The 25,914-nt window shown below is 34.9% G+C and carries 19 protein-coding genes; 8 read left to right on the top strand and 11 right to left on the bottom strand.

Translation table 11 applies throughout. The annotated features are described in order from the left end of the window. Positions 1 to 8: 8 nt before the first annotated feature. Entirely contained in the window at positions 9 to 845 is an 837-nt protein-coding gene (locus ACFPVY_RS10455) for a DNA/RNA non-specific endonuclease (protein ID WP_379791942.1), read from the bottom strand. A 119-nt stretch (positions 846 to 964) separates the two neighbouring features. On the opposite strand from ACFPVY_RS10455, the gene ACFPVY_RS10460 reads away from it, so the two are divergent. Further along, complete coding sequence (locus ACFPVY_RS10460; RefSeq protein WP_379791943.1) at positions 965 to 1,483, top strand: hypothetical protein; 519 nt, start codon at positions 965 to 967, stop codon at positions 1,481 to 1,483. Positions 1,484 to 1,519: 36 nt separating this feature from the next. Here ACFPVY_RS10460 and ACFPVY_RS10465 read toward each other — a convergent pair whose 3' ends face one another. From ACFPVY_RS10465 to ACFPVY_RS10485, 5 genes are all read right to left on the bottom strand, one after another. Beyond that, a complete protein-coding gene (locus tag ACFPVY_RS10465; protein ID WP_379791944.1) occupies positions 1,520 to 3,634 on the bottom strand; it encodes an OmpA family protein in 2,115 nt (704 codons plus the stop codon). Positions 3,635 to 3,644: 10 nt separating this feature from the next. Continuing rightward, positions 3,645 to 4,580 carry a PorP/SprF family type IX secretion system membrane protein gene (locus tag ACFPVY_RS10470; RefSeq protein WP_379791945.1) on the bottom strand — a complete coding sequence of 312 codons (936 nt, stop codon included), beginning with the start codon at positions 4,578 to 4,580 and terminating at the stop codon, positions 3,645 to 3,647. Positions 4,581 to 4,611: 31 nt separating this feature from the next. After that, on the bottom strand, positions 4,612 to 7,167 hold the full coding sequence (locus tag ACFPVY_RS10475; protein WP_379791946.1) for a T9SS type B sorting domain-containing protein: 2,556 nt from the start codon (positions 7,165 to 7,167) through the stop codon (positions 4,612 to 4,614). A 177-nt stretch (positions 7,168 to 7,344) separates the two neighbouring features. Then, positions 7,345 to 8,451 carry an ABC transporter permease gene (locus ACFPVY_RS10480; RefSeq protein WP_379791947.1) on the bottom strand — a complete coding sequence of 369 codons (1,107 nt, stop codon included), beginning with the start codon at positions 8,449 to 8,451 and terminating at the stop codon, positions 7,345 to 7,347. 20 nt (positions 8,452 to 8,471) lie between these two features. Then, a complete protein-coding gene (locus ACFPVY_RS10485; protein WP_379791948.1) occupies positions 8,472 to 10,718 on the bottom strand; it encodes a carboxy terminal-processing peptidase in 2,247 nt (748 codons plus the stop codon). 372 nt (positions 10,719 to 11,090) lie between these two features. Here ACFPVY_RS10485 and surE point away from each other — a divergent pair, with 372 nt between their 5' ends. The 4 genes from surE (at position 11,091) to ACFPVY_RS10505 (ending at position 16,052) form a co-directional block, all read left to right on the top strand. After that, on the top strand, positions 11,091 to 11,873 hold the full coding sequence (gene surE / locus ACFPVY_RS10490) for a 5'/3'-nucleotidase SurE (protein ID WP_379791949.1): 783 nt from the start codon (positions 11,091 to 11,093) through the stop codon (positions 11,871 to 11,873). 9 nt (positions 11,874 to 11,882) lie between these two features. Next, the gene (gene lpxB / locus ACFPVY_RS10495) at positions 11,883 to 12,998 is read left to right on the top strand and encodes a lipid-A-disaccharide synthase (protein WP_379791950.1); all 1,116 of its coding nucleotides are present in this window, start codon (positions 11,883 to 11,885) and stop codon (positions 12,996 to 12,998) included. 296 nt (positions 12,999 to 13,294) lie between these two features. After that, positions 13,295 to 13,975: a C40 family peptidase gene (locus ACFPVY_RS10500; RefSeq protein WP_379791951.1), complete on the top strand. Its 681-nt coding sequence runs from the start codon at positions 13,295 to 13,297 to the stop codon at positions 13,973 to 13,975. A 37-nt stretch (positions 13,976 to 14,012) separates the two neighbouring features. Beyond that, complete coding sequence (locus ACFPVY_RS10505) at positions 14,013 to 16,052, top strand: ComEC/Rec2 family competence protein (protein WP_379791952.1); 2,040 nt, start codon at positions 14,013 to 14,015, stop codon at positions 16,050 to 16,052. Here ACFPVY_RS10505 and ACFPVY_RS10510 read toward each other — a convergent pair. From ACFPVY_RS10510 to ACFPVY_RS10530, 5 genes are all read right to left on the bottom strand, one after another. Next, on the bottom strand, positions 16,049 to 16,510 hold the full coding sequence (locus ACFPVY_RS10510; protein WP_379791953.1) for a thioredoxin family protein: 462 nt from the start codon (positions 16,508 to 16,510) through the stop codon (positions 16,049 to 16,051). The genes ACFPVY_RS10505 and ACFPVY_RS10510 overlap by 4 nt on opposite strands. Positions 16,511 to 16,554: 44 nt before the next feature. Continuing rightward, on the bottom strand, positions 16,555 to 18,300 hold the full coding sequence (locus tag ACFPVY_RS10515; RefSeq protein WP_379791954.1) for a peptide MFS transporter: 1,746 nt from the start codon (positions 18,298 to 18,300) through the stop codon (positions 16,555 to 16,557). Between the two features lie 57 nt (positions 18,301 to 18,357). Continuing rightward, positions 18,358 to 20,001: an MFS transporter gene (locus ACFPVY_RS10520; protein WP_379791955.1), complete on the bottom strand. Its 1,644-nt coding sequence runs from the start codon at positions 19,999 to 20,001 to the stop codon at positions 18,358 to 18,360. An 84-nt stretch (positions 20,002 to 20,085) separates the two neighbouring features. Next, entirely contained in the window at positions 20,086 to 21,603 is a 1,518-nt protein-coding gene (locus ACFPVY_RS10525) for a peptide MFS transporter (RefSeq protein ID WP_379791956.1), read from the bottom strand. A gap of 1 nt (position 21,604) precedes the next feature. Further along, entirely contained in the window at positions 21,605 to 23,773 is a 2,169-nt protein-coding gene (locus ACFPVY_RS10530) for a S9 family peptidase (RefSeq protein WP_379792009.1), read from the bottom strand. 229 nt (positions 23,774 to 24,002) lie between these two features. On the opposite strand from ACFPVY_RS10530, the gene ACFPVY_RS10535 reads away from it, so the two are divergent. The 3 genes from ACFPVY_RS10535 (at position 24,003) to ACFPVY_RS10545 (ending at position 25,912) form a co-directional block, all read left to right on the top strand. After that, on the top strand, positions 24,003 to 24,236 hold the full coding sequence (locus ACFPVY_RS10535) for a hypothetical protein (protein WP_379791957.1): 234 nt from the start codon (positions 24,003 to 24,005) through the stop codon (positions 24,234 to 24,236). Then, entirely contained in the window at positions 24,226 to 24,507 is a 282-nt protein-coding gene (locus ACFPVY_RS10540; protein ID WP_379791958.1) for a type II toxin-antitoxin system RelE/ParE family toxin, read from the top strand. The genes ACFPVY_RS10535 and ACFPVY_RS10540 overlap by 11 nt, the downstream gene beginning before the upstream one ends. A gap of 79 nt (positions 24,508 to 24,586) precedes the next feature. Further along, a complete protein-coding gene (locus ACFPVY_RS10545; RefSeq protein ID WP_379791959.1) occupies positions 24,587 to 25,912 on the top strand; it encodes a hydroxymethylglutaryl-CoA reductase, degradative in 1,326 nt (441 codons plus the stop codon). Positions 25,913 to 25,914: the final 2 nt, after the last annotated feature.

A 25,914-nucleotide genomic window follows, 5' to 3' on the forward strand; every position in this document is an offset into this window, starting at 1 on the left:
GCTTTTCCTTAGAAACTCCAAGATTTATAGTCACTTCTCTGCTCCAATTCATTTTCAATAGTATCCGGAAGTCCCGGAAAAAAGTCAATCCCTGTTAATTTCTCAATTTCATCAACCGAAACTACAAATTCATAAAGTGGTTTTTTAGAACTTTCGTGCGGCACTAAAAATGCAATCATCTTAAATTCACCATCGGTTTCATCCATCAAGATTTTATAAAAATACTTTGGAACAGCAACTTTCTCCCTCCCAATTGTTTCTAATCCTTCGGTTAAAATTCCGCCAGTAACCACATAAATGTCGTTATATTTCTGACTCCAATAACGTGTTTTTTGTTCTAAACGATTCCAAACACCACCATTAAAATCATTCTTTTGTGGCGAAATATTTGAAGTATAAAAAGTTTCGTCAAAAGCTTCCTTCGAAAATTTCATATCTCCAGCCGGACAAAGATGACCTCTGTCATAACCAGAGTTTTTATAATTTCTGTAATCAGCCGACTGCGTTTTTACTTTTGGATCAAAAATAAAATAAGGTCGTTGAAAATTATTATTTGAAACATTTCTATTTTTCAATTCATAGAAAACCCATTCCGCTTGTTCATATTTTTCATTGTATGACAAACTATAATTATCGTGAAAAACCACCGCTCCAGTAGTTGAGGTTGGAAGCATTTCTTCGCCAGAAATAGCAGAATTACCAGATTTATTTTCTGATTTCTTTGTCTCAACTAAAATTTTGTTATCATTATTTTCAGCCTTAAAAACATTTGGATTCTTGTTTAAAAAATATGCAATTGCCAGAATCACAGCTATTAAGATATATATTATACTTTTTTTATTCATTTTAAATTACGAAAAAATTACTTTTATTGTTACAAATTTTATTTTTTGGTTTAATTATTGTTATATATTAGCCGAACAATAATTAATTAACAATAATAGAAATTAAAAATACAGTATTTATGAAAGCCAAAATTATTTTTTCAGCACTTTTTTTAACCGCGATGCAATTTGTATCGGCTCAAGAACAGACAAAACCACAAGAAATTACAAGTGTAAACATCAGTGGCGTTAAAACCACGCCAGCAGAAGACCAGAAACTCTTAGAACAACAATTAAAAGACCAAGAACGCGCGCTAAAAAATGCCGAGAAAGAAGCTAAAAAACTAGAAAAGGAAAGAAAAGCTTTAGAAAAATCTCAAAAAAACGCTGAGAAAGAACAAAAGGCTTTTGCAAAAAAACAAAGCCAAATTAATTCAGCAGAAAATAACTTTGAAAAAGCCAAAAAACGCTTAGCCGATGAGCAAAAATCACTAGACAAAAACAAAGCGAAATTTGATAAAAATTCTTCGAAAGGCGATATGACAGTTATCGAAATTGAGAAGCAAAATATTAAACTAAGCAAACAGCAAATTAAGATTCAGGAGCTTGAGGCTAAAGTTCAAAAAGAACAACAAAATTTGATCAAAGCGAGAGGCTAAAAATAAAAAAACCACCGATTGGTGGTTTTTTATTGCCTAAATATTTTTAATTACAAATTCACTTCGTCGGTTCAATTCATGTTGCTCTTCATTACAAGATTCCTCGGGAACACACTTCACAATTTGCACCGTTTCGCCATAACCTCTTGAAGAAATTCGATCTTTTGGAATTCCATTTTCAATAAAATATTCTCTTGTTGATTTTGCCCTTTTATCTGACAAGTTGAGATTGTATTTGTCGTTTCCTCTTACATCAGTGTGTGAACCTATTTCGACAACCATTTCAGGATATTTTTTCATCAATTCGATTACTTTATTCAAAATTGGCTTCGACTCTTTTCTAATGTACCACAAATCGTAATCAAAATAGATGGGTTCGGTCTTAATTAACAAACGACCCTTATCTTTTACTACATCTTTTTCTTTCGATAAAAGGTTATCAATACGTTCCTTCTTTTTAATTTCAGCAATCTTCGCATCCTCTTTTTTCCTTAATTCTGTATTTTTCGCTTCTTCCTTTTTCTTGATTTCAGCCAATTCTTTTGCTTTTATTTTTGCTCTTTCCTCTTCTCTTTTCGTTTCCTGCAACGCAATTGCTTCTTCTTTTTTAATTTCTTCCAAAGATTTTAAGGTCATTGACGCATCATTCACTTTGTCTCTTTCTTTATTTAATTTCAAAGACTTAAAGTTTTCAGTATATTTTTCTTTAGACGCTAAAACTTTAAATGAATTCTCACAATTCACATTAAAATTAAATTTTCCGTCTGCCAGAGTTGTGATCCTTATCAATTCGTTTTTTGATTCGTCTTGCAAAATAACAATTGCGCTTTCTAACGGCAATTTCGTGGTTTCATCTGTAATAATTCCTGAGATAAATTGCTGACAATCTTGCACTATCAATGGCTTTTTCTCTATGATTTGATAAATATCATCACCCCCTTTTCCGCCCGGTCGATTTGACGAAAAGTAGCCTTCATTTGTGGCTGGACTTATCGTATATGCGAAATCATCATAACTAGAATTCACCGGAAAACCTACATTTACCGCTTCAGAAAACTTTCCATCTTTAAGTTCAGAAACAAAAACGTCAAGCGACCCAAAGCCCAATTTTCCGTTTGAAGAATAATAAAGTTTTCCATCTTCTGAAATGAAAGGAAACTGTTCTTTATGTTTTGTATTAATTGTTGGGCCTAAGTTTATCGGTTTTCCGAAACTTTCTGCATTAATTTCAATCGAATAAATATCAAAAGAACCAAGACTTCCCGGCATATCAGAAGCAAAATATAGCGTTTTTTCATCGCGACTTAAAGCTGGATGTTCGGTAGAAAATTCATCACTATTAAACGGAAGTGATTTTACATTTGTCCACTTTCCATTTTCAAAATCTGCAGAAAAAATTTGCAAATGAGACACCTTGTTCTTGTCTTTCCCTTTTTTTCCGTTGTTATAATTATTTCGGGTAAAATACATTTTTCTGCCATCTTTTGTAAAAACAGCATTCGATTCGTGCATTTTTGTATTGATTACGTTCGAAAAAGCTTGGGCGATAGCTTCCGATTTAGAAAAATCTAAAACTGATACTGCTTGTAAATCCAAGTAACTTTCGTCGTTCCATTTATATTTTTTGTTAGTTTGAGTTGGTGAAGCATAAATCAATTTATTGCCAAATTGTGCTGCGCCAAAATCAGAGTTTTCCGTATTTATGGGAAGATTCTTTATTTCAAATCGATTTCCTAGCGAAGCAATATTTTCTAAAATAACAATTTGTCTGTTGAAATTTGTAATTTCATTCTCTGACAAAGACATTTGAGATTTCAAAATTTCATTTGCTTCTTCCTGATTTCCGATGGCTTTTAAAGCATGTGAAAACCGAAAATAATATTCTTCATCAATTTTATTCGTGAAGTTTTTGATCAAAAAACGATACCATTTTTCAGCATTTTTTAAATCATTTGTATAATAATAAGCATCAGCAAGATTCCTGATTATTTCAAAAGTGCGTTCGTTTTTGATTGCATTTTCATACAACGGAATGGCTTCGCTATAAAAAGTTCGTTCAAAATAAGCATTTGCTCTTGACAAATCTTGTGATTGCGCTACACAAAATTGTGTTGTAAAAATTACAGCTATTAAAAGTAAAACTCTTTTCATACTTTTCATTTTAGAAGAATCTTGGTGATTTGTCGTATCCTTTTTTCAATAAATTCAAATCAAAAAGCATAAAAACTTCATGCGTTCCTGAATTAAATTCGCCCAAATTTGTGACTGTGTAATCATAAGCATAACCAATTCTGAGATTTGGCAAAACTTTAAAATTCACCAAACCGCTTACTGCATCATTTAAACGATAAGAAGCTCCGAATTCAAGGCGGTCATAAAGTAAAACATTTCCAGAAAAATCAGCAACCACAGGTGCTCCGGCGACAGCTTTTGCCATAAACGAAGGTTTCAATTTTAGATTTTCACTTAATTGAAAAACATAACCACCTGTCAAGAATATATGTGTATTTTCTGAACCAAAACGACTCAAACCGTCTCGTTCTTCAAGATGTTTTGTGGAAAGTAAATTTGGTGCAGAAAGTCCGAGGTAATATTTATCAGTAAAATAAAATGCGCCAGCGCCAATATTTGGGTATGTATTATTGATGTTTTGCGCAAATGCAGGATCTGAATTGGTCGCACCACTTTCAAATTGAAATCCGTTGAAATTTGTTTCGAAAATGGTTACGCCAGCTTTTATTCCCAACGATAATTTGTGGTCCTTATTTAATTGCAAAACATAAGCAAAGTCAGCAAAAATATTATTCTCTTTTTTCGCGCCGTCGCCAATATCATCTGAAATTAACGATAGCCCGAGTTCTATTTTTTCGCTAACCGGCGTGTGGGCAAAAAATGTAAATGTTTTTGGCGCTCCAACTGCCCCAACCCATTGCGTTCTGTACAATCCACCAAGATTTAAAATTGACGGTGTTGCCGTTGCATACGCGGGATTTATCACATTCATGTTATACATGTAATGCGTGTATTGAGGATCTTGCTGTGCTTCAACTTTATGTAAAAAGCATAAACAAATTATCAAAAGTAGTATGTTTTTCATCTAAATTCTGTTTAATAAGTAATGATGAATATTATCGATTTAAATAAAGTCTGCCTTGTTTTGGAGCTTTATTGTCTTTGTTGAAATTGACAATAAAAAAGTAAACTCCGTTTGGAGCAACGCCGTCAGAAACTGCTGATTTGTTGTTTCTTCCGTCCCAATCTGGCGTGTTTTTATTTCCTTTGTACATCAAATTTCCATAACGGTTATAAATCTCGAGCGTGAAATTTGGAAACAAAAATTCAATATCAGGAATATTAAACGTATCATTAATTCCGTCGCCATTTGGAGAAAACCCATCCGGAATCATCAGTGAATATTCATCTTCATCACAATTTAAAAGTGAAACCGTAACTGCCAAAGCATTTTGAGAAACACATCCTGACGTTGACGATGAATCAAATCCATAATAAGTTATTCCGTCTTGAAGAATTTCAGAATTTAATAATGGAATTCCTCCGGAAGGCGAATTGTACCAAGCTAAAATTCCCGTGTAATTAACATTTTCGGATAAATTGAAAAGCGTTGGCACCGGCGAATTTAATCCGCAGAAATTTTGTCCGTCAACTGCCAATGTTGGAGCCGGAATTTCATTTACAGTTACAAAAATCATTGTTTTTTCAGAAAGACAGCCAAGAAGCGACATTTCTGAAACATAATAATTTCCTGTTATCAAAGGACTTGCGTTACTCAATGGCGTCGTGCTCGTTGGACTGTCAAACCATTGAAATTCAGAACCATTCGGAACTAAATCTTGAACCACAGCATTTTCATTTACACAAAAATCTAAATCTGCTGCAAACGGCGCATCCGGATTTTCATTTATTGCAAAAGTATCTGACATTCCATAATTTAATAAACCGCAAGTTGTCGTGACGTTGATTATATCTTGCAAAATAAACGTGGTATTTCCCACATTTGGAAATGAATTTGGCGGAATTGTAAGTGTTGCATTTCCGCCAGAAACAGGTAAAGTCGCAGTGCCAGAACTTGTATTTGCACCAGTCAAATCATAATTTATTTGAACATTTGTCAATGATCCTAAACCTCCGATATTTACAATCACGGGCTGATTTTCGCAGACATCACCAATTGTAATAAAAATTGAAGAACCATTCGGGGTTGGATTTAACGTAAAATTCTGTGCTAAAGATGCTGTGTTTTCGCAACCCGTTTGAAGATTTATAATATGAGTAATTGCGATCGTCGTCAATCCCGCGTTTGGAAGCAAATTAAAAGGAATAATAAAATTTGCCACACCGCCGATGACAGTAAACTGAACAACTTGATTTGTCGCCGAATTGCTTCCTGATAAATTATATGTGATTTCATAATTTCCGTCGGTCAAATTTGTGTTTCCAGAAAGGGTAACTTGAACATCAGAATCCTCGCAGGCGTCGTCGATGGTCAATGTTCCTGTATTTATTTTTGGTAAGGGAAAAACATTTAAAATGTCTGAAATATTTCCAATAATATGATCGCAAGCAAAATAACCATCTGTTTCGTGAATGTTTAAAATGCTAATTGTGTAAACTCCAACCAAAGGAAAAGAAATACTTGGAATTGGAAATGTGACCACGCCATTTACAAAATTTGCCACAATTATATTTCCCGAAGGAATTGGCCCTGTAATTTGGTATTGGATAGTATATTCGCCGTTTGGCACCGTTTCTACACCTTGAGTTAACGTCGCCACGAAAGACGCCAATCCCACTTCATCCTCGCAAATATCAGAATCCACAATTAAAGTAGAACCTGTAAAATCAATTTGTTTCTCGATAACGATTAAAACTGTCGATGTCATTTCTTCACAAATTGGATGTGAAGGTTTTACCGTGTACATGAATGAATATTCTCCGGGACCAAACGTGTCATAAATATTTTGAACATTTATAAAAGTATCTTGCGGACTTGATAATTCAGAAGTTCCTGATTCAGACCAAGTTCCACCTGCATCTTGACCAGACAAATAATCCAATAGATTTAAATTTGAATATTGAGACAAATCCTCAGAATCGCATAAAATTAAATTTTGAGGAGTTCCTGAATCTGGCGCGGGATGAACCGTCACATTAATTACCGTACTGTGCGCAGGACAAGTTCCAATCGCTGGCATGGTGTAGGTAAATTGGAAAGTTCCTAAACCAGAAGTCGTTGCATTTAATAAATTGCCCGTTAAAGAGCCGGTGTTGCTATCGTCAGACCATGTTCCGTTAAGTTGTGGATTCGGAAAATTACCTACAAATTGAAAAAGATTAACCGACGCATTATCATCACAAGCAGAAGCATTTGGATTATTAATTCCTGAATAACCACCGACAGTTACAGTAACTGTGGAAACATTATCAGAGCACGAAGAATTATTTATGGTGTAAACAAAAACATAAGTATCGCTTTCGTTGACATTTTGAACATTTAATATTCCGGTATTTACGTTCAGTCCGCCAGATTGTTGCAGGTCTGTCCAAGTTCCTCCCGGAGTTGGATTTCCTCCTAAAAGCGCAAAAAGATTAACACTTTGATTTGCTGGATTTGGAATATCACAAATAGTTATCTGGCCATCCTCACCCGCGCACTGAGCGTTCACACTATTTGGAACAACGAAAAATAAGAGTAAAAAAATTGTATGCAAAAAATTGACCTTGAACAGGAAGCGAATTTTTGGGGACATAAAATTGCGTTTAAGTTATAGTAAAAATAAATTATTTTTTTACATAATCACTTAAACTTTAAAAAAAAAGCAGAAAATAATTGTTAATTTTTATTAATTTTTCACATCTAATGCATCGCGAAGCGCATTTCCCATCATCATAAAAGCAAGCGTTAGAAACATAATGGCAAGACCCGGAACCATTGCCAGATAAGGTTTGTCAAGAATAATGTCTCCGTAATAATCTTTAATCATTCCGCCCCAACTTGGTACCGGAGGTTGTGCGCCAAGTCCCAAGAAACTCAAGCCACTTTCAACCAAAATCGCCGAGGCAAAATTGGCCGCAGAAATTACGATTACCGGTGCCATAATATTTGGTAAAATGTGATGCACAATTATTCTTAGATTTTTATATCCTAAAGCTTTTGCCGCTGTTACATACTGCATTTCCTTGACCGAAATAATTTGTCCACGCACAACTCTTGCGACTTCCACCCACATTGTTAAACCAACGGCCACGAAAACTTGCCAGAAACCTTTTCCAAGACTTAAGGTGATCGCGATTACCAATAATAACGTGGGGATTGACCAGATAATATTAACCAGCCACATTACAAAAGCATCAATTTTTCCGCCGTAATAACCGCCGATTGCTCCAAAAAAGATTCCGACGATCAATGAGATAATTACCGCCACAAAGCCAATTGAGATGGAAACTCTTGAACCAACTAACATTCGGCTTAAATAATCTCTTCCGGCTTTATCGGTTCCTAAATAAAATTTTTGGTTGGAGATAAATTCCTTCGAAACTTCCTCCAAATTTGAATAGCCTGGAAAATCTTTTAACGTAGTTTCTTTTTGAATTTGAACCTTTGGATCGTCATTATACAGAGTATAAACTAACTTGTCTCCTGCAATTTTATAGCTTGAAATGGGCTCTTTTGAAAATTCTTGCTGGCTTCCGAAAAAATAATCCCAAAAACTTTTTTGAGGTTTGTCTTTCAACGGAATTGACAACATTTTAACTTCAAAACCTGGCTTTTGTGATCGAATTGTCAAGTCGCCCCAATTGGCATTTTCTGTTCCGTCTGGTGCCAAAACATACGCAAAAATGGAAAGCAACATCAAAAGAACGATGAAGCCAAAACTGAAAACGCCCCAGAAATTTCTTTTAAATTTCTGGAGCGCAATTCCTGTTAATGATTGTGTCGATTTATCCATTAAAAAATGTCAAAACCCATTTATGATCTGACTAACTTTTCTTTTTTATTTTTCAAATTTACGGTTCCTTTTTGAGAATTTGGTTGCAAATCATCTAAAACATTTAAAGCTTCTTCCACATAAACATCTTTTGAAAGCGTTTCGTGCCAACGATCTCTTTTCTCTTTCAAGACATTATCGTTTTTAACCATTTCATCTTCGTATGGCAAAGATGTGAATTTTAAATTGTTTTTGTATTTTGAAATCGCTTTGTATTTTTTAGCTTTTTCCTCAAGCGCCGTTTGCTCTTCCTTAAATTTGTCAATATTTAACTGAAAGTCATTTTCGTCTTGTCTTTCTTTAATCCATTTTGCATTTTCTTCGATCAATTGAAACTGCGGATTTTGCTCCATTCTTCGCTTGCTTTTTTCAATGGCAAGATCAAAATTTCCTTGTTTCCAAACTTTATAATCTGCTGGATCAATTTTATCCCATTTCATTGCGTTGTCAATGTCGCGCTCGCCCATTTTCAAGTAAGAATATCTGTCTGGCAAGGCAACGTCGCTACTCACACCATTTAATTGTGTGGAACCACCATTAATTCTGTAGAATTTTTGCGTAGTCGTTTTCAAAGCACCCAAATCTCCCATTGAATTTCCTCTCACAAACTGGTTCAAGTCGATCACATTTTGCACCGTTCCTTTACCATAACTCTGTGTACTTCCAATGATTACACCTCTTTTATAATCTTGGATCGCCGCCGCTAAAATCTCTGAAGCCGAAGCCGAAAATCCGTTGATCATTACAACTAAAGGTCCGTCCCATTGAATTTTTGGATCAGAATCAGAAAGTACTTCTTTTTGTTTTCCGGTAGATTTAATTTGAACGATTGGTCCTTTGTCAATAAACAATCCGGCAATATCAACAACTGTTTTCAACGAACCGCCACCATTATCACGAACATCCATCACAATTCCTTGAACGCCTGCCGCTTTTAAACGTTCCACTTCTTTTGCAACGTCTTTTGCCGCATCACGACTGTTTTTATCTTCAAAATCAATGTAGAATTTAGGAAGGTAAATAATTCCGTATTTCTGACCGTTTTTTTCTACAACGCTTGATTTTGCATATGTTTCTTCAATTTCAACTTCGTCTCTAATGATTGAAATGATTTTGATTGTTCCGTCAGTTTTCTTAACCGTAAGACGAACTTCAGTTCCTTTTGGACCTTTTATTTTTTTAACCACATCGTCCAAACGCATCCCGACAACATCAACTGGCTCTTTGTCACCTTGAGCTACTTTTAAAACCACATCGCCTGGTTCCAAATCTTTTCCTCTCCAAGCTGGTCCTCCCGAAATCAATTCTGTAATTTCAGTAAAATCATTTTTCTTTTGAAGACGCGCTCCAATTCCTTCTAATTTTCCGCTGATACTCACGTCAAAACGCTCTTTATCATCTGGCGCGAAATAAGAAGTGTGCGGATCAAAACGCATTGCAATTGAATTTACAAACACAGAAAACCAATCGTCTCTGTCTAAATCTTTGATAAAACCGAAATATTCATCTAACGATTTTAACTGACTTTCTCTAGTTTCTTTTTCAAGGACATCAAAGGGTTTCTTTTCAATTTCAGCTTTTTCTTTCTTTTTTTCCTCCGCTTTTTTCAAAGCTTGTTCGCTTAATAATTCAGAAGTTCCGTTGAAATCATCGTTATCTGTAACATCTTTTCCTTCTTGAATTTCCAATTTATTGGTAAGCGAAGCCAAAGTTGAAAGCTTAATTTGCTTGTACCATCGGTCTCTTAATTCGCTATCGTTTTTAGCGAAAGGCAGTTTTTCGTAATCGGTATTTGTCGATTCATCTTTCTTATAGTCAAACGGTTTTGAAAGAATATCTTTGTAATATTTTTTACTTTCGTCGATTCTTTTTTCCAATCGGCTGTAAGTCAAATCAAAGAACGTTAAATCTCTGTTCAAGATTTGGTCATCGATCAGCGTTTCATATTTCTTGAATTCGTCAATATCTGACTGCAAGAAAAATCTTTTCGAAGGATCTAATGCTTCAACATAACTTTTATAAACTCCTTTTGAGAAAGTGTCGTCGATTTTTGCCGGATCATAATGTCCTTTTTCAATCACAAACGTCAATAATTCTAAAAGCAACCTGTCTTTTTCGGGATCGTTTTTTACCTCACGCGGCACAAAACTCCATAGCGCTGCTGAAAGTGCAACAACTAATATCAATATTTTATAGTTTCGTTTCATAAATTTCATAATAGCATTCATCAAATTTTGACTAAATTACTGAAAAAATTATGCCACGATTCTTAAATGCGTATAATTTTTTGTTAAAGATGATTTTCTGAGTTCCTTAATTATCGTGGGATAAGCCAGAAGAATTTGTCAAGTTTCAAAGTTATATTATTTTGGAACATTCAAAAACTTTAAAAAGGTTATTTTTGTGATTGAAATTACACCTATATATAATGTAAATAACGAATGGTGTGATAGCCCCGATTGAAGCGAAAATCCCGGAGACCGAAAAAGTTAATTTTTCTTGATGCAAAAGAGCGACCAGCGGAAGCTCCTTTTGCGCCATAGAAAAATAGCTTTTTGGCCGCCGGATTGTAGCAAAAAGCGGGATTAGCTTCAAAAAATATGACAAAAAAACCTTTGATTCTTGTAACTAACGACGACGGAATTTCGGCTCCTGGAATTCGTGCTTTGATTTCTGTAATGAAGGAAATTGGCGAAGTTGTGGTGGTTGCGCCAGACAGTCCGCAATCTGCAACGGGCCACGCGATCACGATTAACAGTACTTTGTACCTGAACAAAATTAATATTGACAACGATGTTGATGTGGAATATTCTTGCTCTGGAACGCCTGTGGATTGCGTGAAATTTGCTGTGAATGAAGTCTTGAAAAGAAAGCCGGATTTATGCGTTTCAGGTGTGAACCACGGTTCAAATTCTTCGATAAACGTGATTTATTCTGGAACAATGAGCGCGGCGGTGGAAGCTGGAATTGAGGGAATTCCTGCGATTGGATTTTCACTTTTGGATTATGACTGGAATGCAGATTTTGAGCCTACGAAGAAATTTATCAAGAAAATTGCTTTGGAAGTTTTGGAAAATGGTTTGCCCGAAGGCGTAATTTTGAACGTAAATTTCCCGAAATTATCCGAGAAAGAAATCAAGGGAATCAAGGTCTGCCGACAAGCAAAAGCGATGTGGCAGGAGAAATTTGACAAAAGAACTTCGCCAATGGGACGCGATTATTACTGGCTTACCGGAAAATTTGTGAACCAAGATAATGGCGAAGATACTGATGAATGGGCTTTGGCCCACGGTTATATTTCGCTGGTTCCGGTGCAATTTGACTTGACGGCGCATCATGCGATTCAGAATTTAAATACTTGGAAATTAAACGAAAAAAATTAATTTCAACCTATGAAATACTACATTATTGCTGGAGAAGCTTCGGGCGATTTGCACGGCGCAAATTTGATGAAGTCAATATATAAGGAAGATCCGAATGCGGAAATTCGGTTTTGGGGAGGCGATCTGATGCAGAAAGCGGGCGGAACTTTGGTAAAACATTACCGAGAATTGGCCTTTATGGGTTTTGCTGAAGTGGTGATGAATCTGAAAACAATTTTGAATAATATCAAAATTTGCAAAGCTGATATTTTAGAATTCAAACCCGACGCGATTATTTTTATCGATTATCCGGGTTTCAATATGCGAATTGCGGAATGGGCTAAGAAATTGAAAATCCCTACTCATTATTATATATCGCCACAGATTTGGGCTTGGAAAGAAAATCGAATCAAGGCAATTAAACGCGACGTTGATTTTATGTATGTGATTCTTCCGTTTGAGAAGGATTTTTATGAAAAGAAGCATCATTTTCCGGTGGAATTTGTCGGACATCCTTTGATTGACGCGATTCACGATCGAGAACATATTGACGAAGCCACTTTTAGAAAAGAATTTAATCTTGACGAAAAGCCAATTATTGCGCTTTTGCCAGGAAGCCGAAAACAAGAAATTTCAAAAATGCTGACAGAAATGCTTTCTGTGGTAAAAGATTTTCCGAAGTATCAGTTTGTGATCGCCGGCGCGCCGAGCCAAGATTATGAGTTTTATGCGCAGTTTTTAAACAATGAAAATGTGCATTTTATTTCGAATCGAACGTATGATTTGTTGAGTGTTTCGACTGCGGCGTTGGTAACTTCAGGAACTGCGACCTTGGAAACGGCTTTATTTAAGGTTCCAGAAGTTGTTTGTTATAAAGGAAGCTGGGTTTCTTATCAAATTGCAAAACGAATTATTACTTTAAAATATATTTCGCTTGTAAATTTAATTATGGATCAAGAAGTGGTGACAGAATTGATTCAGGGCGATTGTAATTCGAAAAAAATTAAGGCAGAATTACACAAAATTTTGGAAACCGACCATCGAAAAAAGGTTTTAGAATCTTATGAAATATTAGAGCAGAAGCTAGGCGGCATTGGCGCGAGTCATAAAACAGCGAGCTTGATTGTTGATAAACTCAATTCATAACAATAGTTTAACATGAGAAATTAATTTGCTAGTTTTCAGTTTATTAGTTTGTGTTTTTCAAGAATTTATGCTTATCAAAAAATAGTTATTAACAAACTTTTAATAAGTTATTTTTCGACTTAATGGAAATTATGCTATATTTGAGAAAAATTATATAATAATCTTTTTCTATTGTCGTTTATAAAATAAACTATCGTTATTGAAAAACTAAACTAATTCTCCGGAATTTTATTAATAAATCTAAAGCAAAATCGCCCCTTGAGTTTTTGTTTTTGCTGAAAAATAAAAAATAAAATATGTCTGCAAAAAAAATCTTATTTCTGTTCTTGCCAATTGCATTATTGGTTACAACTTTAGGAAACGCACAAATTATTACATCGAAAAAAGAAGCTGTTAAAAAAGGTGTTTACCAAAAGCCTGAAGAAAAGAAAAGTGTTGCTACAATTGTAGATAAACCGATTCCTGCTACAAAACAAGTTGCTTCTGTTGAAAGACCAAAAGTGACAAAAACTACAAAACCAGTTAAAAAGAAGCCTGTTATTGTTGAAGAAGAACAATCTGATTTGGTGGTTTCTTCGCCAACAGACAGTTACCTTTCTTTGCAATTAATCAATAACGCTATGGAATTTCTTGGCGTTCGTTACAGAGGTGGCGGTACAACAACTGCCGGAATGGACTGCTCTGGAATGGTAACTGCGGTTTTTAATCTTTTTGACATCAAATTACCAAGAAGCTCTAATCAAATGGCGCAAGTTGGCGAAAAAGTTGAAGGCGATGATATCCAAAAAGGTGATTTGATTTTCTTTAGAACTAACGGAAGAAAAGTGATTAACCACGTGGGTGTGGTTGTCGAAAAAATTGGCGATGAAATTAAATTTATTCACGCTTCTTCTAGCAAAGGCGTCATGGTTTCTTCAACAGAAGAACCTTACTACAAAAGAGCTTTTGCTCAAGTAAATAGAATTATACAACAATAAATAAGAATTTGTTATAAAATTTCAGTATTTTCGATTCATGAAAGTACTGAAATTTCCTTTAGCCAGAATTTGCATTTGGTTCATTCTGGGATTATTAGCCTCCTATTATTTATCTCCAAGTCCGTTTTTTGTCCTAATTCTTTTAGGCGGTTTACTTATTTTCTTCGGAATTTCTTACTACTTCTCTAAAAAGAATTTAGAGCAAAAAAGATATTTTGGAATTCTGACGTATTCAATTTTCTTTTTGATCGGAGTTTCCACGCAATCGCTACATAACAAACGTTTTTCCGAAAATCATTACGTAAATAAATTCAAAACTGAAAAGAATTATTTTGTTGGCGCCACTTTGATTGAAAAACTGAAGAGTAGCGATTTCAACGAACGTTATGTTGCCGAAATTACTTCGTTAGATTCGCTTAAAACCAAAGGCAAAATTCTTTTTAATATCAAAAAAGATAGCTTGAACCAAAAACTTGAAATTGGTTCAAAAATGCTTTATTATGGCGAAATCTATTCCCATCGAAAACCGCATAATCCCAATCAGTTTGATTATGGAAAATATTTGGAAAACAAATCGATTTATGGGCAAATTTACGCCGATGCAAGCGACCTAAAGGTAAATTCCCATCTAGATAAAAATGTCTGGTATTACGCTTCAGCTTTTAGAAACAGAATTATTTCAAATTTAGAAAAATCTGGTTTTGCAAAAGACGAGTTGAATGTTGTCATTGCATTGATTCTTGGGCAACAACAGGATGTTTCTCCTGAGATTTTAAAAGATTATCAATTGGCCGGAGCCGTTCATATTCTTTCGGTTTCTGGATTGCACGTGGGTTGCATTATGATTGCGATTGGTTTTCTTCTGAAGCCTTTGCCAAAAACGAAATTTGGTGAGCTCTTAAAGCTTTTTATCATCATTGCCTTTCTTTGGCTATTTGCTCTCGTCGCAGGATTTTCGCCAGCGGTGACGCGTTCTGTTGTGATGTTTACATTTATAGCGATTGGGGAATATTCAAATAGAAAGACCAATATTTTCCACACTTTGATTGCTTCGATGTTTTTTATTTTACTGTTTGAACCGTCTTTTATTTTTGACGTAGGATTTCAATTGAGTTATTGCGCATTGTTTTTTATCGTTTGGTTGAAACCAATTTTTGATAAAATCTGGATGCCGGAAAACAAAATATTAAAATACATTTGGGGAATTTTATCTGTTTCATTCGCTGCACAAATTGGAGCATTTCCGTTAAGTGTTTATTATTTCCATCAATTTCCCGGATTATTTTTTGTGACTAATTTGATGGTTTTGCCATTGCTTGGCGTAATTTTAGCGTTGGGCGTTTTTGTAATGATTTGGGCTTTTTTCACGACTGTTCCCGTGTTTTTAGCAAAGATCTTGGAATACAGCATTTGGTTTTTGAATAAAATTATCAATTGGGTTGCTTCGTTTGAATCCTTTATTTTTCAAGATATTTCTTTTAATTGGCAAATGTTGGTGACTTGCTATTTGGTGATTTTTGCTTTTGCCATTTGGATTTTGAAACCTGATTTCAAAAAATTGGCTTTGGCTTTGGTCACTTTAATAATTTTTCAAATCACGTATTTTGGAACTGAATATTTGAATCAAAAACAAGAAGAATTTATCGTTTTCAACGCTAAAAGAAGTACGCTAATTTCTGAAAGAAAAGGAGAAAACATTGTGTTATACACGAGGGATTCCTTGACAGAAGCGACGATGAATTTTGCTGTAAAACCTTATTTAGTTGGAAATTTTGCTTCAATTTCAAAGATTAAAAAAGTATCGAATTTGAATTATTTTGATAAAAATAAAATCTTGATTGTGGATAGCTTGAGTGTTTTTCCGAAAAATGTAAATCCAGACATTTTGGTTTTGACACAATCCCCGAAGTTAAATTTGGAAAGAATTCTGCAATTTTCTAAACCAAAGATGATCGTTGCAGATGCTTCCAATTATAAAACATACGCAATTCGCTGGAAAGAAACTTGTGAAAAAGAAAAAATCCCTTTTCACTCAACTGTTGAAAAGGGATTCTATAAATTATCTAAAGAAAATTAAGCCTTGATAAGTGGCAATAATTGTTCTGGAGTGTGGTAACCAACGATTGGGCTTTTCACTTCGCCCTTAGAGTCTAAAATGTACATTGAAGGATATCCTTGAACTTTTAAAAACATCGTGAAATCGTGAACGCCGTTTTTTCCTTTTCTATTAGGATCAAACTTTGGATTTGTGTATTTTTTTCCTTTGTAAGTTACTTCAGAATTTCCTTCAGCGTTGAATTTTACTGCGTAATAATTTTTAGAAATGTATTCTGAAACTTCTTTAGTTTGGAATGTATTTTTGTCCAACATCTTACACGGTCCACACCAGTCTGTGTAAACGTCCATAAAAATTGGTTTTGGTTTCTTTTTTTGCGCAGCTAAAGCCTCGTCTAATGACATCCATTTTATTTCTTGCGCTTGCACTGTCGCGAAAGACCCAACAGCCAAAAGTAATACTAATAGTAGTTTTTTCATTGTGTTATAAATTTTATAGATTGGTTTTCAAAAATGATGCCGAATTATCGAACGCCGTGCATTAATTTTTTAATTACCGGCGACATTATGAAAGAAAGCACCGCTACAACAAGCGAGACGATCGCCAACATCCAGAAGAAGTAGCTCAAGCCATTTTCGTCTGCAATTTTATCGATGTTTTCACCAAATTTCGCTGCACCTTTCATTCCGATTGCAACTGCAAGATACCAAATTCCGAACATCATTGCAATCATTCTTGCCGGAACCAATTTACTTACATAAGAAAGACCGACTGGCGAGATACAAAGTTCTGCCATTGTAACGAAAAGATATACTAAAATAAGGTATATCATACTTACTGACGCTGTTTTTGCTCCAGGTAAAATTCCGTTTGCACCGATGGCAACCGTTATCATCCCAACCGCTAAAAACACCATTCCAAGTGCATATTTCATATTCGCAGAAGGATTGTATTTACTCTCCCACCATTTTGAAAACAACGGAGCTAAAGCAATAATATACAAAGAGTTAAGAGAAGAAAACCAAGAAGCTGGAACTTCTAATGAATCTTGAGAAAATTGATTTTTTAACATCCAGATCGCAATTCCCCAGATGATTACAAAGCTTGTTCCAAGCACCAAGTTTGCCACAGAATATTTTGCAAAGGTTTGCTTGAAAAGAAGTAATAATACCCAAGTAATAATTCCTAATGGAACCACAACGATTGCTGCATTTACCACTTTAAATATCGTTCCTGCGCTTCCCACCAAAACTCTGTTCGTGTAATCATTCGCAAAAATTGTCAATGTTCCCGGAGATTGTTCAAAAATAGCCCAGAAAAAAATTGTCAAGAAAGCGAAAAATGAAACTGCGATCATTTTTTCTTTTGTGATTTGAGAATAGCTATTAATTCTGTAAACCAATAAGAAAAGGAAAAGCAGAATTGCAACCAAAATAGTAAAGTTGTTACCCGAAAGTCCAGCTACTTCAAAGTTGAAGATATCCAAAGAACCGTTTGTAATAATTTTTGCTGGTTCGAAAATAATCCAAAGAAGCCCTAAAACTGTCATTAAACCAATTAAAGCCAATTGCCAAGCTGGGAACGGATTTAATTTATCGTTGTTTTCATCTGTCAACGCTACTTCCTTTTTAACTGGTTTTAAACCAATGTCTCCGAAAATATTTTGTGACAGCCAGAATTGGATTAACCCAAAAAGCATGAAGATTCCGGCAAGACCGAATCCCCAACTCCAACCTACTTGTTCTCCTAAATAACCACAAAGAACGATTCCGAAAAATGCGCCAGAGTTAACTCCCATGTAGAAAATAGTGTATGCACCGTCTTTCTTTTCTGGCCTGTCTTTGTACATTTCAGAAACAATTGATGTCATATTTGGTTTAAAGAAACCGTTTCCGAAAACTAATAAAATTAATCCCGAATAGATGAAAAATGGCGTTTCCAAGGCCATTGCGCCGTGACCCATTGTCATCAATAAAGCTCCAACTAAAACGGCATATCGGTACCCGATCACCTTATCGGCAAAATAACCGCCCAACATTGTTGACAGATAAACCAAGCCAACATAAGATCCAAATAAAGCCATTGCTTGCTCACGAGTCCAATCCCAGCCGCCGTTTAAAGCTGTTGACGTGAAAAACATTACTAATAATGCTCTCATTCCATAAAACGAAAAACGCTCCCACATTTCTGTGAAAAACAGCACAAAAAGCCCTGAGGGATGTCCTAAAACTGTGCTTTTGAAAAATTGGTCTGTCGAATTTTGACTCATAATATTATTTTTTGGTTGCGAAAGATAGTTAAAAAATTTTATTTCGATAGCGTTTTTTTACTTCAAAGCCTTTTTCTCTAAAGGCCTAACGACAAAGCGATCGTATATTATTAAGGAAACGATTGAAACGAGTCCAACCGCGCAAACCACATACCAAATTTTATTTGGGCTATAGTTTTGCCAAAGCATGTCTGTCATTTGCCAGTGGCTCATATTTAATTTTTGTTCTGCTAAGGCAAAATATTCGCTTTTTGAAAACGGCGTTTGGATTTTTGAAACGTCAATTCCTTTGCTAGTGGCCATTTCGGTAAATTGTTTGCTGATTGTAGCATAATCCAAATTGGCATCTTTCATATGAAATTGCTTTTCAAAATCTGAGATTGATAAATTAAGCGCTTTTGAACCTTGCTCGATAAATTGCTCTTTGCTTACCACTTCTGGCATTACGATTTTTCTTTTTCCTAATTCAGTTTGGAGAAGCGATAATTTATCAGACCATTTTTGATATAAATCTCCAGCAATAAAACCTGTGAAAAAATTTCCGGCAGCGACCGGCAAAAAATAAGTTCCTTGGTACAAACCTTCTTTTCCTTTTGGTGTAATTAACGCGATAAAGCTTGATAACGTTGGGCTTGACATCATTTCTCCGATTGCAAAAATCATTGTCCCCAAAATCGTGAACCAAACATTATGCGTGTAAAAAGTCAAGCTTACACCGATAGTTGCAATAATTGCTCCTCGGATGATTGCGTTAATGTGGCGCATTTTTATTACGAAGTAAGATACTGTAACTTGCAAAAAGATGATCATAAAAGCATCCAAGTTAGAAAACCATTCTGCCTTTACTTGTCCGTCTTGAGTTAAAGTTTTGCTTAAAAACGGAATATGTTCGTTAATCCAAACACTCAATGCGCTTGAATCAACCCAATCTTCGATGAAATTTGGCAACGTGTAAAAAAGCTGGTTGTACATCGTCCAAAATCCAATCATCAATATCAATAAAACCAGCAAACGCTTGTCTTTTAAGGCTTCAACGATGTTTAAAAGTGAATTTTTAATCTCGGTAAGAATTGGTTCTTTTTGTTGTTTTTCGACTTTTGGCTCTTTGTAAAAAATTAAAAGAAACACTAAGTTAATTCCGATTACGATTGCTGCTTGCAAGAAAATTACTTTCCAACCAAATTCTGTTCTCAAATAAGATGACATTGCAGGACCAACAAATCCGCCAATGTTTACCATCATATAAAAAATTCCGAATCCCATCGTTCCCGTGGTATCGTCTGTATTTCTGGCTACAAGTGCTGAAGCTACTGGTTTAAAGAATGCTGCGCCAATTGCCACAAGCATAAAAACCATATACATACTCCAATATGTATTTACTTCGCCCATGAAATAATAGCCAATAATCATGATAATATAGGCGATTGTAAGCGAAAGTTTGTACCCGATTCTATCTGCGATTACTCCAAAAAACAACGGCAAAAGATATAAAACAGCCGTAACATTGGCCATAATACTTCCTTTTTGGATGTGGTTAAAACCTAAACCGCCTTCGTCTGTAGAACCAACAAGGTATAAACCAAAAAGCGTAAAAATTCCGTACCAAGCCCATCGTTCCATAAGTTCCATGAAGCTGGCAAGCCAAAAGTTTTTGTTGAAAGATTTTATAGTTGAAAAAAGCGATGTTTTGTTTTCAGACATTTTTTGAAGACATTTTTAATTTAGACAATACTATAAAAAGCGACCGTTAAAGTCGCTTTCTTCTTTTATAAATTTTGTAGTTTATTATTTAACTTCCTGCATTAATCTTTTAATAAGTGGCGAAACCACAATTAAAAGAACTCCAGCGATTAAAGCATAAATCGCCAATTGGTAATATCCTTCTGTGTAACCCTGAAGTTTTGTCAATAACGAAGCATTTTCGTCTGGCGACGACATTCCCGCACCAAGTAAACCTGCAGCATATTGTCCGTACGCACTTGCCAAAAACCACATTCCCATCATCATTCCAGATAATCTTTTTGGAGATAATTTGGTCATAATTGAAAGCCCAATTGGAGACAAACAAAGCTCTCCAAAAGTGATGACTAAATAAGCTAACGTAAATACATTTAACGAAGTTACACCTTGAACGTCTGCAAAAAATCTTGTATAATAGAATACATAAAAGGCTCCCGCAAGGAATAAAAATCCAATACCAAATTTCATTACCGTGTTTGGCTCAATCTTTTTCTTTGCCATTGCAAGCCAAATTAAACCCACAATTGGACTAAAAACAATTACAAATAATGAATTAGAAGTATTGTTTACAATATTCGGATTGATTTCGAAGAATAATAAATTATGGTGTAAATTATCTTTAGCAAATAAGGCTAAAGAACCTCCACTTTGTTCAAAAAATGCCCAAAATACGATAGAAAAAAGGATGAAGATAAAAGCCGCAATTAATTTCTTTTGTGCTCGTAAATCTTTCTCTTTAAATGTTTCAAATAAGAAGTACAAAACCGCCAATGGCCCAATTGTGTACATAAAATAATCTGTATAATCGGTATTTTTGATCATGATAAAAATCAACGGAATACTGATCAAAGAACCAACGTAAACAGCAATTTCTTGAACTGTTCTCTTTTTTGGCTCGATGTGTAAAAGCGGCGAATCACCAATTGGGCCTAAAGATTTCTTTGTAAAAATAAATGTCACCAATCCAATAACCATTACAACTGCCGCAGATAAGAATGCATAACTCCAACCATAATCTGGGCTTGTTCCTAAGTAAACGCAAACCGCACCACCTAATAATGCTCCAATATTAATCCCTGAGTAAAACAATCCGAAACCGGCATCTCTTCTGCTGTCGCCTTCGCGGTACAATTCTCCAACCATCGAAGAAATATTCGGTTTAAAAAATCCGGTTCCAATGATGGAAAGTGTAATTCCTAAATAGAAAAAATCTTGAGGAGAAAAAGCAATAATTAAGTTTCCTAAAATCATTACGGTTGCTCCAAAAAGTAGTGATTTCTTAAAACCTAAAATTTTATCCGCAAAAATTCCTCCGATAAAAGTAAAAGCATAAACAAAGGCTTGGATTGCTCCATATTTTAAATTGGCATCTTTATCAGACAATGCCAAACCTAAAAGTTTATCGGCCATAAAAATCGTAAGAACACCGCGCATTCCATAAAAACAGAAACGCTCCCACATTTCCACCAAAAACAAATACCATAATTGTTTTGGGTATTTGCCTTTAAAATTTTGAATTTCCTCTAATGTTGGGACTTGGCTAGGGGTTGTTGGGTCAATCATTTTATAAATTATCTTTAATAAAGTTTGTCATTTTTGTATAAAGTTGCAATCTAGTCTTTCCTCCGAAAATTCCGTGGTTTTTATCCGGATAAATGGCCCAGTCGAACTGTTTGTTGGCTTGAACCAAAGCTTCCACCATCAACATCGTGTTTTGAACGTGAACGTTATCATCGGCAGTTCCATGAATTAAAAGATATTTCCCTTTCAATTTACTCACGTGATTTATTGGAGAATTTTCGTCATAACCCGAAGCATTTTCTGCCGGAGTTTGCAAAAATCTTTCGGTATAAACAGAATCGTAGAATCTCCAATTCGTTACCGGAGCCACTGCAATCGCCATTTTAAAAACGTCGTTTCCTTTTAAGATACAGTTTGACGACATAAATCCGCCATAACTCCAACCCCAGATTCCGATTCTCGAACTGTCCACATATTTGTACTTTCCGATCACTTTTGCAGCATCAATTTGATCCACAACTTCCAAGTTTCCTAAATCTTTGTAAGTCACTTTTTTGAAATCAGCACCTTTAAAACCAGTTCCTCTTCCGTCCACGCAGGCCACGATGTAACCTTGTTGCGAAAGCATCATGTACCACAAATCATTCGTGTCAATCCAATTATTAGCTACTTCCTGAGAGCCTGGCCCAGAATATTGGAACATCAAAACCGGATATTTTTTATTTGGATCAAAATCTTTCGGCTTAATCATCCAAGCGTTTAATTTGTTTCCTTTTTCAGTAGTCAATTCAAAAAATTCTTTTGAAGGCAAATCATACTTCGCCAATTTTGAAAGCAAAGCCTCGTTCTTTTTGATCGACTGAACTTCTTTCCCTGTCTTTGCATTGTTCAAAGAATATTCAGCAGGCGATTTTGCGCTTGAAAATGTATTGATGTAATATTCAAAATTAGGACTAAAAGTCGCCGAATTTGTTCCGTTTTGTGTTGAAAGTCGCTTCTTCCCCCTTCCGTTCAATTTTACAGAATAAATATCTCTATTGATGGAACCGTTTTCCACTGATTGATAAAAAATAGTTCCTGATTTTTCGTCTAAACCATAATAACTTGTTACCTCCCAGTTTCCTTTTGTGATTTGATTTTTTAATTTACCCGATTTATCATAGTGGTAAATATGGTTGAAACCATCTTTTTCGCTGGTCCAAATAAAACTATTGTCTTTTAAAAAAGTAAGATTGTCAGTGATATCAACATACGCTTTGTCCTTTTCGTTTAAAACCACTTTTGCAGTTCCAGAAGTTCCGTCCACGAAAAGCAGGTCTAAATTATTTTGATGTCTATTGATAACTTGAGCGCTTAAAACATTCGCTTCGTTGGTCCATTTTAATCTCGGAATATAGAAATCATCGTAGTTTCCAAGATTGATTTGTTTTGAATTATTTCCTTTCAAATCATAAATATGTAAAGAAACCACCGCATTTTTTTCGCCCGCTTTTGGATATTTAAAAACCTGTTGCGTTGGATACAAACCTTGATTGTACAAATCCATCGAAAATTCTGGAACTTCTGATTCATCAAAACGGATGAACGCAATTTTATCGCTCGAAGCATTCCAGTCAAAAGCCTTTACGAACGCAAATTCTTCTTCATAAACCCAGTCGGTAATTCCGTTGATGATGCCATTTTTCTTTCCGTCACTGGTAATTTGTTTCGAAGATTTGGTTTGAAGATTATAGACAAATAAGTTGTTGTCTTTTGCGTAAGCAATTTGAGTTCCATCAGGCGAAAATGTAGGTTCCTGAACTTTGAAATCAAATAATTTGGTCAATTGCTTTGAAGAAATGTCATATAAATAATAATCGGCCACAAAAGAATGGCGAAAAATATGCTCAGAAGCACACGCCAGCAAAATCATATTCTCCTTCGAATTAAAAGTATAACTTTCAATCATCGGAAGCTCTTTATGGTTTTTTGTATCAATCAATGTCGATACTTTTTTTAAAGTCGCATAATCATATAAATCGATTTGCATACTTCGCGAAGCCCTGTCAAAATTGAGAACTGTGTATTGATTTGTGTTTTTAAGGGACTGTAATTCGTCCATTCCTTCTGCTCTAAAAGCGCCACCCCAAATTTCTTCCAGAGTCAATTTTTGCTGTCCAAAAACCGAAATGCAAAAGAATAAAAGCAATGCGGTAATCTTGCGTGAATTCATCATATTTTGTTAAGGTAAAAAAACTGTCAATTTTAGTGAATATTTCGCAATAAACCGCCATTTATTGTGTTAAATGCAATTTTCAGAAAAAGTTATTAAATTCTAATTAGAATAATCTAAAATTAAGATTTAGATTCTAATAGAATTTTAACAAAATCAAACTTATTGACACTTCCATTTTTAAAATTCTTTAAATCATTTCGCTAAATTTGTACAAAACTAAAATGTTATGGAAACGATTAGAATTCAATTCAACAGCGAATTAAAAGGAAAGTTGCTTGATTTTTTAAAATCTTTTAGCGAAAATGAACTAAAAATTATTCAAGAAGATCCTTTTTTTGAGCAAAACAAGGAAATGTTAGAGACTGAATTAGATAAAATCGAGAACGGAAACGTGGAATACAAATCGATCGAAGAACTAAATTTAGTATTAGAAAAAACGATTTCCAAATATGAAGATTAAGTTTTCTGACGGATTTGTTCAAAAACTAACCGCCCAAGTTGGGTTTATCGCAATTGACAAACCAATGGCCTCACGGAAATTCAAAAATGATTTGCTAAAGAATTTGGCTAAAGATTTAAAAAATCCGTTTCATTTTCGAAAATCTATTTATTTTGAAAACGAATTTGTTCGTGATTACATTTTTAAAGGTTATACAATTGTTTATAAAATTGACCTCGCTGAAAAAGAAATTATAGTTTTTGGATTTATAAAGTACAAAGCTTCACTATAAAAACGCATCAGGTTTTTAAAAATCCAACCGCACGAAACCGTATCTTTGCATCACTATTTTAAGATTTAATCGATAAATAATGAACAACGCTATTGCTGGATTTTCAAAATTATCCAAAGAAGAAAAAATTAGCTGGATTGCAAAGGAATATTTTTCAAATCCGGAAGAAGCTGTTTCCATAATCACCAATTACTGGAATTCTGACGTAAAGCTTCAAAAATTACACGACGATTTCATCGAAAATACGATTACCAATTTCTATTTACCTTTAGGAATTGCTCCAAATTTCTTAATTAACGGAAGATTCAAAACCATTCCGATGGCCATTGAAGAAAGTTCTGTTGTTGCTGCAGCTGCAAATGCTGCTAAATTTTGGTCAGAAAGAGGTGGTTTCAAAGCAACAGTTTTAAATACAGAAAAGATTGGGCAGGTTCATTTTATTTATAAAGGAGATGCTTTAAAATTGCAACAATTTTTTACAGAAAAGAAATTTAGATTTTTCGTGGAAACCGAAAATATCACCAAAAATATGCAGAGACGCGGTGGCGGGATTTTAGACATTGTGCTAAATGACAAAACCGATTTGCTTCCAAATTACTTTCAGCTTCATGCGACTTTTGAAACCAAAGATTCGATGGGAGCCAATTTTATCAATTCTTGCTTGGAACAATTTGCCAAAACTTTAAAATCAGAAATTGCCCATTTTGAAGCTTTTTCGGAAAAAGAAAAAAACATTCAAGTGGTGATGAGCATTTTGTCGAATTATGTTCCGAATTGTATTGTGAGAGCGGAAGTTTCATGCAAACTAGAAGATTTGGCCGACAAAAATATCCCGAATCCGCAGGATTTTGCAGAAAAGTTCGTGAGAGCGGTTCAGATTGCCGAAGTCGAACCTTATCGTGCCGTAACGCACAACAAAGGTATTATGAACGGAATCGACGCCGTGGTGCTTGCCACAGGAAATGATTTTCGTGCCGTGGAAGCAGGAATTCATGCTTATGCCTCAAAAGACGGGAAATATTCAAGTCTTTCTCACGCAAAAATTGAAAACGGAATCTTTTCTTTTTGGCTAGAAATTCCGTTGGCGCTGGGAACAGTTGGCGGTTTGACGAGCTTGCATCCTTTGGTTAAATTGGCTTTAGAAATGTTAGAAAATCCTTCCGCAAAAGAATTAATGCAAATTGTTGCCGTTGCTGGATTAGCCCAAAATTTTGCTGCGTTACGTTCGCTAACAACAAACGGAATTCAAGAAGGCCACATGAAAATGCATCTCGGAAACATCATCAATCAACTGGAAGCTTCGGATGCAGAACGAATTATGATTTTAAATCATTTTCAAAATAATGCCGTTTCGCACGCTGCAGTTGTGGAATATGTTCACGATTTACGAAAAATAAAACTTTAATT

The organism is Flavobacterium qiangtangense, assembly GCF_042658345.1.
Lineage (GTDB): Bacteria > Bacteroidota > Bacteroidia > Flavobacteriales > Flavobacteriaceae > Flavobacterium > Flavobacterium qiangtangense.

Coding starts and splice junctions, on each gene's coding strand:
- ACFPVY_RS10455 (WP_379791942.1), bottom strand. CDS start 845: ATGAATAAAAAAAGTATAATATATATCTTAATAGCTGTGATTCTGGCA.
- ACFPVY_RS10460 (WP_379791943.1), top strand. CDS start 965: ATGAAAGCCAAAATTATTTTTTCAGCACTTTTTTTAACCGCGATGCAA.
- ACFPVY_RS10465 (WP_379791944.1), bottom strand. CDS start 3,634: ATGAAAAGAGTTTTACTTTTAATAGCTGTAATTTTTACAACACAATTT.
- ACFPVY_RS10470 (WP_379791945.1), bottom strand. CDS start 4,580: ATGAAAAACATACTACTTTTGATAATTTGTTTATGCTTTTTACATAAA.
- ACFPVY_RS10480 (WP_379791947.1), bottom strand. CDS start 8,451: ATGGATAAATCGACACAATCATTAACAGGAATTGCGCTCCAGAAATTT.
- ACFPVY_RS10485 (WP_379791948.1), bottom strand. CDS start 10,718: ATGAATGCTATTATGAAATTTATGAAACGAAACTATAAAATATTGATA.
- surE (WP_379791949.1), top strand. CDS start 11,091: ATGACAAAAAAACCTTTGATTCTTGTAACTAACGACGACGGAATTTCG.
- lpxB (WP_379791950.1), top strand. CDS start 11,883: ATGAAATACTACATTATTGCTGGAGAAGCTTCGGGCGATTTGCACGGC.
- ACFPVY_RS10500 (WP_379791951.1), top strand. CDS start 13,295: ATGTCTGCAAAAAAAATCTTATTTCTGTTCTTGCCAATTGCATTATTG.
- ACFPVY_RS10505 (WP_379791952.1), top strand. CDS start 14,013: ATGAAAGTACTGAAATTTCCTTTAGCCAGAATTTGCATTTGGTTCATT.
- ACFPVY_RS10510 (WP_379791953.1), bottom strand. CDS start 16,510: ATGAAAAAACTACTATTAGTATTACTTTTGGCTGTTGGGTCTTTCGCG.
- ACFPVY_RS10515 (WP_379791954.1), bottom strand. CDS start 18,300: ATGAGTCAAAATTCGACAGACCAATTTTTCAAAAGCACAGTTTTAGGA.
- ACFPVY_RS10520 (WP_379791955.1), bottom strand. CDS start 20,001: ATGTCTGAAAACAAAACATCGCTTTTTTCAACTATAAAATCTTTCAAC.
- ACFPVY_RS10525 (WP_379791956.1), bottom strand. CDS start 21,603: ATGATTGACCCAACAACCCCTAGCCAAGTCCCAACATTAGAGGAAATT.
- ACFPVY_RS10530 (WP_379792009.1), bottom strand. CDS start 23,773: ATGAATTCACGCAAGATTACCGCATTGCTTTTATTCTTTTGCATTTCG.
- ACFPVY_RS10535 (WP_379791957.1), top strand. CDS start 24,003: ATGGAAACGATTAGAATTCAATTCAACAGCGAATTAAAAGGAAAGTTG.
- ACFPVY_RS10540 (WP_379791958.1), top strand. CDS start 24,226: ATGAAGATTAAGTTTTCTGACGGATTTGTTCAAAAACTAACCGCCCAA.
- ACFPVY_RS10545 (WP_379791959.1), top strand. CDS start 24,587: ATGAACAACGCTATTGCTGGATTTTCAAAATTATCCAAAGAAGAAAAA.